This is a genomic window from Streptomyces sp. AB3(2024), from assembly GCF_041862025.1.
In the GTDB taxonomy this organism is placed as follows: Bacteria; Actinomycetota; Actinomycetes; order Streptomycetales; family Streptomycetaceae; genus Streptomyces.
In genome coordinates this window covers 38,175-50,616 of sequence record NZ_JBGWAB010000009.1, presented here as the reverse complement: position 1 = coordinate 50,616, position 12,442 = coordinate 38,175, and the positions used below count along the sequence as shown (strand labels likewise).

Here is a 12,442-nt window from a genome sequence, read left to right as displayed (position 1 = left end):
ATGTCCGCGGAAGTGCGCTCCGCCGCCCGCCAGGTCATCACACACCAGGGCGTCGAGGCCCTCACGCTGGCCGAGATCGCCCGGCGCGTCGAGGTCACCCCCGCCGCCCTCTACCACCATTTCGAGGGCGGACTCCCGGAGATCGTGTACCGGGTGGCGGACGACATCGTCGACGATCTGGTGAACGAGCTCCAGGCCGCGGCCCTCTCCCACCCCGCGGAAAACATCGCGATGCGGATGATCGAACCGGTGCGTGCGCTCCGGCATTGGGCCATCACGCACCAGCCCGAATTCAACCTGCTGTTCGGCACGCCGGCCACGGCCGCCGGCGACGCGCACCGCGAGCTGACCAGTTCCTGGGTGCGGCGGCTTGCCGCCCTCTGGGGTCCGGTCTTCGTGCGGCTGTGGGCGGAACGCCCGTTCCCGGTTCTCGCCGAGGACGAGATGGATCCGCGCCTGCGGCAGCAGATGCTGGACTACCGGGCGGACACCGGCGTGGACCTTCCCCCCGGCGCGATGGTGGTGATGCTGAGCTGCTGGCGGTCGCTCTACGGCCAGATCGCACTGGAGGTCTTCGGGCACTTCGCCCCGCTCTTTTCCGACCAGGAGCCCATGTTCGAGCTGCTGATGCGGGAGCTGGTGCGTGGCATGGGCCTCGAAGGGCAATACGAGCCGCCGGCGCGGTGAGCCGGCGGCCCGGAACGGGCACCGTCGCGGGGGCGGGGCCGAAGACGTAGGTCGTGTCCCGCCGCGGGATGCGCATCCGGCTGCGGTTCGCCGCTCGTGTTGAGCGAGTGCCCACACCGCCCGTCACAAGGAGGCTGAACGATGTCCACGTGGTTGATCATCTCGGAGGAGACGAGCACGGCCGAAGGAGCGGCACCGCACCGGCAGGTCACGCTCGTTCGGACCGTCAACGGCAACAAGACCCGGGAGCAGGCGCTCGCCGAGCTGTACGACGTGGCGAAGAAGCACAGGCCCGACTCACTGAAGAGCGCGTCGACCGTGGTGGGCCGCGACAGCGACGGATCGTTCTGGGTGCTGGCGAAGAACGGCAGGGGCCAGGCGTCCTGCAATCTCCGCCTCATCGAGCGGATAGGCTCCTGAGCCACCGCTCGAAGTTCTTGTCGAAACGGGCGCGTTCACGCCGCGTCCGCCCCTGAGGCATCAGCTTCGGCTGGTCCCGGAACCGCGTCCGGTGGCGGGAACCGGTACGGTCGGGGCCGGTCGGGCGTCCTGGGCGTCCAGCCGTAGCAGGCTGTAGCGCCGTTGTACGACGGACAGGCCCGCGACCGCCGTTCCGAGGACGAGCCATCCGGCGGGTCCTGCCGCCATCACGGCGCCCGTCAGCAGCGGCGGCCCGGCGGACTTCTGTACCGACTGGGCCATGCCCGCCACCCCCAGGTAGGACGCCCGCGCCTCCTGGGGCGCGAGGGACACCGCCAGCTCCCAGGAGCTCACCGACCGCATCAGCTCCGCCAGGGTGACCAGTACCGCCACCGCCAGCAGGACGACCGAGGCGGTCCAGGCCCCGCCCCCCGTCGACAGCATGAGCAGGACGCAGGAGGCGAGCATCGTCAGCCCGTACAGGCGGACCGCGCCCGCCGCCTGGCGCGGCTCCTCGACCCTGGCGGACACCCGCAGTTGCAGGACGACGACGAGCACGGTGTTGATCACGAGGAAGGCCGGGACCAGTGCGTGGGGTGCGTCCGTGTGGTGGACCAGCCACAGCGGCAGCCCCACGCCGAGGACCGAGTCGTCCAGGTTCATCGGCATGTCCAGCAGGACGAACCGCAGGTATCCGCGGTCCCGCCAAGGGCTCGGCCCGGGCTTCCGCCGCCCGGTCGGTCCGTACGCCCCCTCCCGCCCCTCCTGGCCGGCCTGTTCGAGCGGGCCGCCCGTGCGGGCCGTGCGGGCCTGCGGGTGGCCGCCCGCCTCCCCGGTGCGCCACACCAGCGTGGCGGCCGCGACGAAGGACAAGGCGTTGGCGAGGATCAGGGCCTGGTAAGCCTCGCGGCTGCCCACCGCGAGGCCGATCGCGGCGAGGCCCGCGCCGAGCGCGTAGCCGGCGTTCGCGGAACTGCGCGACAACGCCTGGTAGGTGGCGCGCCGTTCGCCCGCGACCCGTGTGGCGAAGAGCATCTCCAGCGTCTTGGCCGCCCGGTCACCCAGGTTGGTGAGGGCGACCACGAGCAGCAGCGCTTCGAAGCGGGTGACGACGAGCAGCGCGCACAGGGTCGCCAAGCGCAGCAGATGACAGCCGATCAGCAGCGCGCGCACCGGGAACCGGCCGGCCAGGTGGCCGGCGAGCGGCGAGCCGACGATGCCCGCCACTCCGGCCGCGCCGAACAGCAGGCCCAACTGCCCGGCGTCCAGCCCGACGACGAAGGTGAAGTACAGGACGGAGGCCGCGGCCCACACTCCCGAGCCGGTCCGATCCAGCAACAGGGCGAGCAGCATGATCCGTGCGGGACGGCCCCCCGGCGGCCGGCGCAGCTGCGCCAACAGGCCGGCCCCACCCCGCCGACCCGGCCCGCCCTCTCCGCCCCGCCGGCCCCGCCGGCCCTTCCCGCTCCCCCAGCCGTCCCCGCCCCGCCACATCCCGAGCCCCGAATCCTCAGCGAAAATATCTCGATGTCGAGATACCCGGCGGTCAGCCTGCCCGAGACTAATCTCGACGTCAAGATACTTAAGGGGCCGTACAACCGGTCCGACCAGCACCCGGCACTGGTCCCCGCACCGCCGACTCACTGGCCGACGGGTGGCGCACGGCAGGACCTCTGCCACCATGGCCCCATGGACGCACCGACCCGTGGCGCGTGGCTCCGCGCCGGAATCAGCCGTGACGGCGGCCCGCTCGAAGAGACCGGGCACGTCGTCTGGCTCCAGACCGGCCCCCTGTACGCGGACAGCCGCGGCTTCGCCGGGAGTACCTCCTACGACGGCGAGCAGGTCACCTTCCACCACGACGTGGGCTCCCCCGGCCACGACATCGGAACCCTGCGGCCCGAGGGCACCCGCATGATCGAAACCGGCACCAACCTCGACGGCAGCACCTTCCTGGAAGTCTGGACGCCCCTGCCCGACAGCGACGGCCCCGCGGGCTCCTGGACCGCGGCCGGCACCCAGACCGTCCGCGTGGGCCGCCACGTCGTCCACGTCGACGCCGCCGCCCGGGGCACCCACTTCACCCTGCCCGACGACCTCCCCTAGAAGGCAGCGCGGCGGCGGCGCCGATGCCCGTCAAGCCCGGGACATCGACGCCGCCGCCGCATTGCATTCCGCCGGTCCGCCGTTCCGCCGTTCCGCCGGTCTGCGGGCCGGCCGGGTACGGAAGGCCGCCACCGTGGAACGGTTCTACGCTTCGACGAAGTTCTCGGTCGTCGAGGCCGGGGCGCCTTGCAGCCGACGGCGCCTGACGAGCATCACGCCGGTGCGCGTGAGGACCATGGCCAGGGCCATGAACACGAAGGCGTTCGAGTAGACGTCCTGCCCGCTCAGCTTGTTCTCGATGCTGAACATGATGACGTCCTGCCCGAACCAGTGCTCGGAACCGTAGGCGAACAGCACGCGGGAGGCGGAGACCAAGGTCCAGAGGATCGCGTAGGCGGCGCCGCCCCGCGTGTAGACGTTGCCGTCGGAGCCCCGGTGGGCGGGCAGCAACGGTACGGCGATCAGGCCGCAGAGGATTCCCGCGCCGATTCCGGCGAGCTGGAGCCAGGGGTCGTTCCCGTCCAGGGGGAGCGAACGGACGAAGAGCGCGAGCACGACGGCGATCGCGATGATCGAGCGCAGCAGCCGCATGTTGGTGATCTGACGGGTACCCAGGTCGGTGGACAGGATGATGACCAGGATCACCCCGCTGGCGATCAAGGCGGTCAGGAACGGACTCATGGTGCAACCCCTCGTTTCGATGAGTGGCGGGGGCGCTTCGCGGCTCTCCCGGATCTTCCACTCCAACGCTAGGGACCGAGAGGGGTGGATCTGGACAACCGACCGATGGACCGGTTGTCCATCGACCGGTGGACACGTCCGCCCGGCGGGCGGCCCCGCGTCAGAGTCCCGGCACCACCGCGACCGCGTCGGCGTCTCGGCGCGTCAGCCAGCCGTTGACGGCGAAGCGGCAGTCCCGCGGCTGCCCGCCGGGGCACTGCACCCTCCGCGCCTCGTGCCACGTCGTCGGGCGGAAGAAGACGATGCCGTCGTGCTCGGGCTCGTAGTCCCTCCAGGCCCGGTCCTCCCGGGCCAGGGGCCGCCCGCCGGTACGCAGAGAGCTCGCGCCGTCGAACACGCGCAGGGTACCGCCGGTGAAGGGACGGGGCGTGCGGTGCAGACAGTAGACGAAGGTCACCACGCGCCCGGGGCGGAACGTGTCCCAGGAGTCCTGGTGCGGTACGAAGAAGTCGCCGTCGCCGTAGACGTTCAGGCCGTAGAGGGACTCGGTGTCGCGGCAGTCGACCGCAAGGGTGCGCTCCACCCCGGGGAGGAGCTCGTCGATGGCCGCGGTGAGTTCGGGCACGGCGAACCGGAAGTCCTCGTGGGACCGGCGCAGTTCCGGACCGCCCGCGCGGCGGCGCGGGCGCGACGTCGGCGGACTGTGTGGTCATGGTCATGGTGTCCCTGCTTCCTCGCGGGGGGATGGGCGGACGGCGGACGGGCGGATTCCCGGTTGGCCGAAGGCTTCCGGCCGGACATGATCGGGGGCGTGATCCTTTCTCATGACGCGGCCGGTTCGGGCCCTGCTCTCGTCCTCCTCCACTCCGGTGTCTGCGACCGCCGTATGTGGGACCCGCAGTGGGAGGCCCTGCGGGCTGTCGGGTACCGGGTGGTCCGCGCCGACCTGCGCGGTTTCGGCGAGACCCCGGCGGAGGCGGGCGACTACGACCCCGTCGCGGACGTATGGCGGTTGCTGGACTCGCTCGGCATCGAGCGGGCCGCCCTGATCGGCGCTTCGTACGGAGGCAAGCTGGCCCTGGCCGCCGCCGCGCGCCACCCGGAGCGGGTCACCGCCCTGGCCCTGCTCGCCTCCGGCCTCCCCGGCCGCGCGCCGAGTGCCGAACTCCGCGCCTGGGGCGCCCGGGAGGACGCCCTGCTGAACGCGGACGACCTCGACGGCGCGGTGGCCCTGAACGTCGACACCTGGCTCGGCCCCGACGCCGCCGCCGAGACCCGCGCGGCGGTCGCCGAGATGCAGCGGCACGCCTTCCAGGTCCAGCTGGCCGCCGAGGCCGAAGCCGCCGAAGCCGAAGCCGAAGCCTCCGAGCCGGATCGGCCCGAGGCCGCCGACGAGTCGCAAGGGTCGGACGCGGCGCAGGAGACCCGGCAGGCGGCCCCCGAGTTCGACCTCTCCGGGATCGCGGCCCCCACCCTCGCCGTCGCCGGCGCCCATGACTTCGCCGACCACCGGGAGATCGCCGTAGACCTGGCCGGGCTCCTGCCGAACGCGCGCCACCTGGAACTCGACTGGGCCGGCCACCTCCCCTCCCTGGAGCGCCCCGAGGAAGTCACCGCCCTGCTCGTGGGCTTCCTCACCGAAGCCGGCGTCAGGCCGCCGGTCTCCTGAGGGAGGGCGGGGTGGTCGTCGCGGGCCGGTGGGCGGCTACTTCCGGCCGGCGCAGGGGTCGCAGCAGGAGGGGGCCGGTTCGACGCAGACGCTGACGGTGTCGGTGTTGTCGGTGGTGTCGGGGTCCTTCTCGTTGGCGGTGACCGTGGCGGTGTTGCCGATCAGGCCCGCCCTGGTGGCCTTGGCCCGCAGCACGAGGGTGGCGGTGGCTCCCTCGGCCAGGCCGCCCGGCCTCCACAGCCCGGTGGCCGGATCGTAGGTCCCGGGGCCGTCGGCGGACAGGAAGGCGAGGCCGTCCGGGAGCCGGTCGGTGACGGTGACGCCGGTGGCACCGTTCGGACCGGCATTGCGGACGGTGACGCGGTAGGTCACCGTCTGGCCGACCGTGACGGTCGTCGCGTCGGCCGCCTTCGTCACGTTCAGGTCGGCGGCCGGTTTGACCTGCGTGACCTGTTCGTCGGAGGTGGACGTCAGGGGTTCCGGCCTGTCGCCGAGCCGGTTCTCGTACGAGGCGGTCGCGGTGTTGCTGATCTGCTTGCCGCCGGCGGCGCGGTCGATGGTGACCCGGTACTCGACCGTGGTCCCGGCAGGCACCGTCTCGGTACTGGGCAGGCTGCCCCCGTCCACGGCGGTGGCGCCGTTGCCGAGGCGGAAGACGACCTTGTTCGCCTGGCCGTCGTAGTGCGCCTGATCGTCGCCTTGGGCATCGCTCTTCGCCCCGGCGTTCGGGCCGTCGAGGATCCGCAGGGAGCCGGGCAGATACGTCGTCCCCTGCGGAACGGCGTCGGTCAGGGCGAGGTTCTCCGCCGCGCCGCCGCCCTCGTTCCTGGCGGTGATGCGGTAGGTGACGACGTCGCCCACCTCCAGCGGCCCCGCGGGGACGGCGATCTTGTCGAGCACCACGTAGGGGGCGGTGCCGAAGAAGATGCCGTCCAGGAAGTTGCCGATGCCGCGGTTCCCGCCGGCGGCGGAGATGGAACGGAACGCGAAGCGCGTCAGCGTCTGGCCCGCCGGAACGGTATAGGTGCCGGTGTAGTAACCCCAGGCGGTGTTGCCGTCGGTGAAGCGCCGCTGCTCCGCCGGGGCGCCGGGTGCGCCGATGTCCAGCGCCATGGTGTCGTCCCCTTGGCGTCCGCGGTGGTACAGCCGCCAGTACAGCTTGGAGCCGGGGGTCGTCGGCAGGTCCTGGTAGAGCGTGGAGACCTCGTTCGCGTTGAGTTCGGCGAACTGGGTGCCCTCGGCCGCCGGAACGCCCTGGAATCCCGAGTGCCACAGCTCGATCCTGTGGTCGGAGGCGGTGGTGAGCCAGCCCGGGACCCGCTTGGGCGCCTGCGTCTGCGAGGAGTCCGGCAGGATCTCCACACCGGCGACGACGGGCTGCTCGAAGCTGCCGTTGGCCAGGGCAACCCGGAGCGGAGCGGGAGGTGTTGCCATGATTCTTCCCTTCGAATCGATGCTGCCGAAGCGCACCGCCGGTCGGCCCCGACTGCCGAGTGACCTGGCGGAGCGGAACACTCCCGCAAGGGCATCGCATGCGACTGAACACGTAAAGTGACGAATGGAGGGGCTCGGCCAATCCCGCGCGGCGGGTTTGCGGAATCCGCCCTCGCAGCGACTCCCGCCGCGCCGTCATCGATGGCGGCGGGGGCAGACCGCCCCCACCACACCCGCCTCCCGGCCCCCTCCCGCCCGCGCCGTCATGACCGAAAGCCCATGTCAATCCTCGCGCGACCGTCCCACTTGAGGGTGAATCAGCCACCGTTGGAATTGACGCTCCCCCGCGCAACGGCCCCGCCCCGGAACTCCTTCGACCGAACTTCATTCATCATGCATTCATCGCGTGCCACCATGTGGTTTGACGGGATCGATCGTCTGCTCAGCGGACGGACACGAAGGAGTACGTTCTTGAACACCGCCCTCAGGCGCGGCGGCGGACCGAGGATGTTACGGGCGCTGGTCGCCGCCCTCTGCGGGATCGTCGGTATCGCCGCGCTCGGCGCGACCCCGGCAGCGGCAGCCGATCAGCGCCACCCGATCTATGCCATCGCCCACCGCGTGGACACCCTGGCCGGCGTGGACGCCGCGCTCAAGCACGGTGCCAACGGCATCGAGATAGACGTGTGCGCATGGTGGAACCCGAACGAATGGCGGGCCTATCACGACTGTTCCTCGGCCGGTGACAACCGGCTGGGCCCCGGCTTCGACAGCATGGTCGACCGCATCCTCTCGAACGCGAACGCGGGGCGCCGGCTGTCGCTGGTCTGGCTGGACATCAAGGACCCCAACTACTGCGGAGAGCAGGAGAACCGCGGGTGCAGCGTCGCCGGACTGCGCGACAAGGCGCAGCGGCTGACGGCTGCCGGGATCCAGGTGCTCTACGGGTTCTACGAGTACCACGGCGGCAGCACCCCGGACGTCGGCGGCCGGGGCTGGAAGAGCCTGGAAGGCAGGCTCGGCAGCCTGGAGGGCATCACGTCGACCGGCACCCGCGACCAGGTCCGGGGCGCGTTCAACCGGTCCGGTTCCGGCTTCCCGGCCGGCCGCCGGGTGATGGACTACGGCGACAGCGACATCACCAAGGGCTTCGGCAACTGCACGGAAGCGTCCTCCAACACGTGCGCGGAACTGAAGAAGGGTGCCGGGGACCGGGACGCCGGACGACTCGCGGCCACGCTGTCCTGGACCACGACGTACAACGACCCCTGGTACGTCGACAAACTGCTGGGCGACGGGCGTGTGGACGGCATCATCGCGGGCTACGGAGCCTTCACCGGAGTGCGCGAGTACGACGACAGCTGGCAGTGCGCCAACGCCGTCAACCTCGTCCGTGACTGGGTGAACCGCCACGGCGGCACCCATCGCATGGCCACCTCCGGCGACCGTCTGTTCAGGTAGAGCGGGACGCCGCCGGCGGCCCGCCAGAGGCACCGCCGGACGCACGGGTTCGCACCGACCGCGCCGGATCACCGGATCGGGCGCGGGCGGCACGGCGCTTCCCCACGGCACCCCGTATCCCGCAGCCCCTCAGGTGCCGGGGTTGAGGGGCCGCTTGTAGTACCGCCACGGGAACCATCCCGCGCCCACCGGAATCCATCCCTCCGACTCCATCCGCCGGTGCCGGGCGGCGGAAGGGAGTGCGACCCGGCAGTGCTCCCAGGGATGGGAGGACGCCTCCACCTCATGGTAGAAGGGGCCGTAACCGACCACGTGCCAGCCGTCGCGGCCGGCCTCCTCCAGGGCCGCCATCTCGTCGAACGCGGTCAGCCCGCCGAGCGTGCGGCGCTTGGGGGCATTCGATCCCTCGCCGGGCGGTGCCGACGAACCCGCTTCCCCGGCTTTGCCCGAGAAGCGCTGTTGGGCCGCCTGGCGGCTCACCCCCAGGACGCGGCCCACCGTGTCCCAGCTGTGCCCGGCGGCCCTGGCACCCTGAACGGCCTCACGCAGGAGGCGACTCGACTCCTCGGCACCGACGCGCGAGGCGTCCACCAGACGCAGGTACCCGTGGGCGTCGTGTTCGAGAGAGTCGGCCAGCCCTTCGGGTGCACCGAGGACGGCTGCGGCGATCCCCTCCCGGATCCGGTCGATCTCCGTCGGGCGGAGCAGCGGTTCATCGCTCATCAGCGCAGTCCGGCAAGGGGTTCGAGGGCGTCGAGGACTTCCTCGTCGCGGCGGGCCCGCTCGGCGGAGTCGCGGGCCGCCGCCCGGGCGGCCAGGCCGGCGGTGCAGGCGATGAGCGCGAGGCCGGCGACGATCAGGGCGGCCGTGCCGGCGGTGCCGAACCGGTCGCCGAACATCACCGTCACGGCCGGGAGGATGACGGCGAGCGGCAGTGCGCCCGCCGTGGGCGCGGTGGCGGGAAGGGCGGTCCGGCTCCGGACCTTGGAATTCAAGATCAACATGCGTCAAGGAAACCTTGACATCGCCGACTTGTCAAGGATTCCTTGACGCCCGACAACCCGGCCTCGTCGGCGTGCGCGCGTTTCACCCGGTCGGCCCGGGAGGGGCGACAGGACAGCGCGAATGGCCCAGCTTCGGGCCATCGGACGGGCCGTTCGTCGGATGGGATGCCTAATATCGGCGCGAGAGACACCGGGTCCCGAAGCGCGTGGAGGCACCATGTCCCGTCGAGGCCGCCGCCTGGCGGGCGCCTGCACGAGTGCGATCGCCGCCGGCCTGCTCGTCACCGGGGTCGCCCTCACCACGCCGCCGCGCGCGGGTTCCGGCGACGGATCCCCGGAAGGGGTCGCGGTGGGCGCGTACCTCCACTACGGCTCGCCGGGCGTCGAGAGGATGCGGGAGCTCTCGGGCTGGCTCGGGGGCACCGAGCTGCGCGCGGGCCACACCTACCTGCCCGGCGACACATGGGCGAACATCGAGGGGGCTCCCGATTCCCTGCGCACCTGGGCGCGGTGGCGCAGGGAAAAGCCCGACCGGCTGTTCGTGCTGAACGTGCCCATGCTGGATCACAACGAGCGCGGCGTCCCCGACGCCCGCGTCGCCGAGCTGATCCGTTCCGGCGCCCGCGGTGAGTACGACCACCACTTCCGGCGGCTGGCGAAACGTCTGGTCGGCCTCGGGGTGCCGGACACGGTGATCGTGCTCGGCTGGGAGATGAACGGCTTCGACTACACCCACCGCTGCCGGCCCGACCCCGAGAACTGGAAGAGGTACTGGCGGCGCATCGCGGCTGCCATGCGTTCGGTGGAGGGCCAGCGGTTCCGTTTCGACTTCGCCCCCAACCGCGGTGGTGACGCGATCGCCTGGACCAGGTGCTACCCCGGCGACGACGTGGTGGACATCATCGGCATGGACAGCTACGACCAGCCGCCCGGCCACACCTTCGACGAGCAGGTGACCCAGCCCTACGGACTCCAGCAGCAGGTCGACTTCGCCAGGGCGCACGGGAAGCAGATCTCGTACCCCGAGTGGGGGCTGTTCCGCAACGGCGACAACCCCGAGTACATGGGGCGCATGCTGGAGTGGATCGAGCAGCACCGCCCGCTCTACCACAGCATCACCGACTACTGCCCGCACGGCGTATGGCAGTGCACCCGGAACCCGCGCTCCGCAGGGGTGTTCCGGGACTTCCTCTCCGCCGACGGGGACCGCGGCCGGGCGTTCGGCGCCGACGGTGAGGTGCGGACGAGGCGCTCGTGACGCGAGTGGCCGGCGCGGCGGAGCTCGCGCGCGGGAGCTCGCGCGCAGGTGCCCGCACGGCGAACGTCAGCTGAGGATCTGATCCCCGTCCGGTATGTCCTCGACCGTGACGAGCGTGCGGGACGCGCCGAGCCCCCGCGAGACTTCCCGGGCGAGCCCCTCGGCGTCCGGGCCCGACGGGACCGCCACCCGCTCCCCTTCGCCGTAGCTCTCGATCGCCCTCACGAAGTAGCTCGGATGCCACGCGCCGACGGCCCCCTTGACCTGGACCGCGGTCACGCGGCGGTTGCCGACGCGATCCTTGAGCGCGGCCAGGATCTCATCGGACCGCAGTTCGCCGGGTACCTGGAACAGGCTGGCGTGAGCACCGACGAGACCCCCGTCCCCCAGCCGTACGGTCACGGTGAGGCAGCTGGTGACGCTCGGGTACGTGATCACACCCCCGGGCGCGACCTCCTTGACCTGCCCCTCCGTGACGGTCGCCGTGTCCGGCGCAGCCGGGCCTCCCGCTGCGCGGGAGCCCGCGCGGGTGGGCTCGTACGGGGCGCGGTCGGCGGCTGCGCCGGGTGTGGTGAGGGCCGCGGCGCCGACGAGGGCTACTGCGAGGACGGCGATGACACGTTTGAGTTCGATCACAACCATCGCAACGTCCACGGCGTGCGGAAGGTGCCTCGATCCAGGGGGACACTCCCTTCGGTGACGGTTCCTCAGGCCTTGCCGGCCGGCGATCGGCCATTCGGGCTCGCCTGGGAGGCGATCGCCGGGGAGCTGATCGCCTGGGAGGCGACGGCCGGGTGGCGGGGGCCGCGGGGGCGGCCGCGGTTGCGGCCGCGGCGGGTCCGTCGGCGGCTCACCCGGAGCCGGGCCGCGGCCTGGGAGTCGCGCGCCACCAGCTCGGTGAGCGCCGGATGCACGTCACCGAGGGCCGGCGCTGCGCCCGGGTCGGCCTCCCTGCGATGGGCGTCGCGGGGCCTGCCGTACCCCACGAGGACGACGATCTGGGCGACCAGCGCACACCAGGTCGCGGTGGCCGCCGTACCCTCCACCGGCCCGTGGGGGTCGGTCCGGATCAGGGCGACGGTCGTCACCGTGATCACTGCCAGCACGGCCCACACGGCCCACGCAGCCCACACGGCCGGCGTGGCCAGACGGTCGGTCCCGCCGGGCATCACCGGCCGCCGGAGCCGGAGACGGTTGCCGCAGGCGGCGTGGAACTCCGCCCGAGCGGTGGCGAATTCGACGTCACGCGATACGAGGTTGCCCAGGGCGACGGGCGCCGTGCGCCGGCGCAGGGCGGCGAGCAACGCGTCCGGCACGCGGTGGCCCGCGTCGGCCTGCGGGTCCGCGCCGGCCGCTGTGACGGCGAGGTTGCCCCGGTGGTTCACCGTGGCCAGCCCGTCGAGCAACAGGCGTGCAGCGGCGGCCTGGATGTCGTCCCCGAGCAACCAGCGGTCGGCGGCTGCGTGGTAGGGGTCGACCGGCGCGGCCCGCCGCCCGGTGACGACCCGCCACCACCTCCACCCCCGACGGGTCCGCAGGCCGAGGATCCCGTACGGCAGGGCTGTGACGGGCAGTACGACGCGGGCGAGTCCGACGGGGCCCACGCACCGAGCGTAGGCGGCGCCGCCGGGACCCGTACATCCGAGATACGGGGGGACGGGCACCGGCCGGAATCCGGTCCGCCCGGGTGAATCTTCGGACCGCGTTGTGCCGAGGACGGGC

General features: G+C 72.1%; 14 protein-coding genes. 6 read left to right on the top strand and 8 right to left on the bottom strand.

Annotation, left to right across the window (positions count from 1 at the left end; translation table 11 throughout):
• A complete protein-coding gene (locus ACEPPI_RS06190) occupies window positions 1-687 on the top strand; it encodes a TetR/AcrR family transcriptional regulator (RefSeq protein WP_373914211.1) in 687 nt (228 codons plus the stop codon).
• A gap of 141 nt (window positions 688-828) precedes the next feature.
• The gene (locus tag ACEPPI_RS06185) at window positions 829-1,107 is read left to right on the top strand and encodes a hypothetical protein (protein ID WP_373914210.1); all 279 of its coding nucleotides are present in this window, start codon (window positions 829-831) and stop codon (window positions 1,105-1,107) included.
• Between the two features lie 60 nt (window positions 1,108-1,167).
• Here the strand turns inward: ACEPPI_RS06185 and ACEPPI_RS06180 are convergent, their stop codons facing one another.
• Entirely contained in the window at window positions 1,168-2,505 is a 1,338-nt protein-coding gene (locus ACEPPI_RS06180; protein ID WP_373914209.1) for an MFS transporter, read from the bottom strand.
• Window positions 2,506-2,796: 291 nt separating this feature from the next.
• On the opposite strand from ACEPPI_RS06180, the gene ACEPPI_RS06175 reads away from it, so the two are divergent.
• Window positions 2,797-3,213: a hypothetical protein gene (locus tag ACEPPI_RS06175; protein ID WP_373914208.1), complete on the top strand. Its 417-nt coding sequence runs from the start codon at window positions 2,797-2,799 to the stop codon at window positions 3,211-3,213.
• A gap of 144 nt (window positions 3,214-3,357) precedes the next feature.
• Here the strand turns inward: ACEPPI_RS06175 and ACEPPI_RS06170 are convergent, their stop codons facing one another.
• Together ACEPPI_RS06170 and ACEPPI_RS06165 are read right to left on the bottom strand one after the other, a co-directional pair.
• Window positions 3,358-3,894 carry a hypothetical protein gene (locus ACEPPI_RS06170; RefSeq protein ID WP_373914207.1) on the bottom strand — a complete coding sequence of 179 codons (537 nt, stop codon included), beginning with the start codon at window positions 3,892-3,894 and terminating at the stop codon, window positions 3,358-3,360.
• 160 nt (window positions 3,895-4,054) lie between these two features.
• The gene (locus ACEPPI_RS06165) at window positions 4,055-4,519 is read right to left on the bottom strand and encodes a 2OG-Fe(II) oxygenase (RefSeq protein ID WP_373914206.1); all 465 of its coding nucleotides are present in this window, start codon (window positions 4,517-4,519) and stop codon (window positions 4,055-4,057) included.
• A gap of 186 nt (window positions 4,520-4,705) precedes the next feature.
• Here ACEPPI_RS06165 and ACEPPI_RS06160 point away from each other — a divergent pair, with 186 nt between their 5' ends.
• On the top strand, window positions 4,706-5,563 hold the full coding sequence (locus ACEPPI_RS06160) for an alpha/beta fold hydrolase (protein ID WP_373914205.1): 858 nt from the start codon (window positions 4,706-4,708) through the stop codon (window positions 5,561-5,563).
• 36 nt (window positions 5,564-5,599) lie between these two features.
• On the opposite strand, the gene ACEPPI_RS06155 is transcribed toward ACEPPI_RS06160, so the two are convergent.
• On the bottom strand, window positions 5,600-6,997 hold the full coding sequence (locus tag ACEPPI_RS06155; protein WP_373914204.1) for a hypothetical protein: 1,398 nt from the start codon (window positions 6,995-6,997) through the stop codon (window positions 5,600-5,602).
• A gap of 507 nt (window positions 6,998-7,504) precedes the next feature.
• Here ACEPPI_RS06155 and ACEPPI_RS06150 point away from each other — a divergent pair.
• The gene (locus tag ACEPPI_RS06150; RefSeq protein ID WP_373914203.1) at window positions 7,505-8,458 is read left to right on the top strand and encodes a phospholipase; all 954 of its coding nucleotides are present in this window, start codon (window positions 7,505-7,507) and stop codon (window positions 8,456-8,458) included.
• A 129-nt stretch (window positions 8,459-8,587) separates the two neighbouring features.
• Here ACEPPI_RS06150 and ACEPPI_RS06145 read toward each other — a convergent pair whose 3' ends face one another.
• Window positions 8,588-9,181: a hypothetical protein gene (locus ACEPPI_RS06145; RefSeq protein WP_373914202.1), complete on the bottom strand. Its 594-nt coding sequence runs from the start codon at window positions 9,179-9,181 to the stop codon at window positions 8,588-8,590.
• Entirely contained in the window at window positions 9,181-9,462 is a 282-nt protein-coding gene (locus tag ACEPPI_RS06140) for a hypothetical protein (protein WP_373914201.1), read from the bottom strand. Before ACEPPI_RS06140 ends, ACEPPI_RS06145 begins: the two co-directional genes overlap by 1 nt.
• 217 nt (window positions 9,463-9,679) lie before the next feature.
• On the opposite strand from ACEPPI_RS06140, the gene ACEPPI_RS06135 reads away from it, so the two are divergent.
• The gene (locus tag ACEPPI_RS06135) at window positions 9,680-10,720 is read left to right on the top strand and encodes a glycoside hydrolase family 26 protein (RefSeq protein WP_373914200.1); all 1,041 of its coding nucleotides are present in this window, start codon (window positions 9,680-9,682) and stop codon (window positions 10,718-10,720) included.
• Window positions 10,721-10,786: 66 nt separating this feature from the next.
• Here ACEPPI_RS06135 and ACEPPI_RS06130 read toward each other — a convergent pair whose 3' ends face one another.
• Together ACEPPI_RS06130 and ACEPPI_RS06125 are read right to left on the bottom strand one after the other, a co-directional pair.
• Window positions 10,787-11,362, bottom strand: coding sequence for a hypothetical protein (locus ACEPPI_RS06130; protein WP_373914199.1), 576 nt, complete (start codon window positions 11,360-11,362; stop codon window positions 10,787-10,789).
• 65 nt (window positions 11,363-11,427) lie between these two features.
• Window positions 11,428-12,324, bottom strand: coding sequence for a hypothetical protein (locus ACEPPI_RS06125; protein ID WP_373914198.1), 897 nt, complete (start codon window positions 12,322-12,324; stop codon window positions 11,428-11,430).
• Between the last annotated feature and the right edge of the window lie 118 nt (window positions 12,325-12,442).

Bases quoted from the DNA above. Each gene is read 5' to 3' on its own strand.
- ACEPPI_RS06190 (WP_373914211.1), top strand. From the start codon at position 1: ATGTCCGCGGAAGTGCGCTCCGCCGCCCGCCAGGTCATCACACACCAG.
- ACEPPI_RS06185 (WP_373914210.1), top strand. From the start codon at position 829: ATGTCCACGTGGTTGATCATCTCGGAGGAGACGAGCACGGCCGAAGGA.
- ACEPPI_RS06175 (WP_373914208.1), top strand. From the start codon at position 2,797: ATGGACGCACCGACCCGTGGCGCGTGGCTCCGCGCCGGAATCAGCCGT.
- ACEPPI_RS06170 (WP_373914207.1), bottom strand. From the start codon at position 3,894: ATGAGTCCGTTCCTGACCGCCTTGATCGCCAGCGGGGTGATCCTGGTC.
- ACEPPI_RS06155 (WP_373914204.1), bottom strand. From the start codon at position 6,997: ATGGCAACACCTCCCGCTCCGCTCCGGGTTGCCCTGGCCAACGGCAGC.
- ACEPPI_RS06150 (WP_373914203.1), top strand. From the start codon at position 7,505: ATGTTACGGGCGCTGGTCGCCGCCCTCTGCGGGATCGTCGGTATCGCC.
- ACEPPI_RS06145 (WP_373914202.1), bottom strand. From the start codon at position 9,181: ATGAGCGATGAACCGCTGCTCCGCCCGACGGAGATCGACCGGATCCGG.
- ACEPPI_RS06140 (WP_373914201.1), bottom strand. From the start codon at position 9,462: ATGTTGATCTTGAATTCCAAGGTCCGGAGCCGGACCGCCCTTCCCGCC.
- ACEPPI_RS06135 (WP_373914200.1), top strand. From the start codon at position 9,680: ATGTCCCGTCGAGGCCGCCGCCTGGCGGGCGCCTGCACGAGTGCGATC.
- ACEPPI_RS06130 (WP_373914199.1), bottom strand. From the start codon at position 11,362: ATGGTTGTGATCGAACTCAAACGTGTCATCGCCGTCCTCGCAGTAGCC.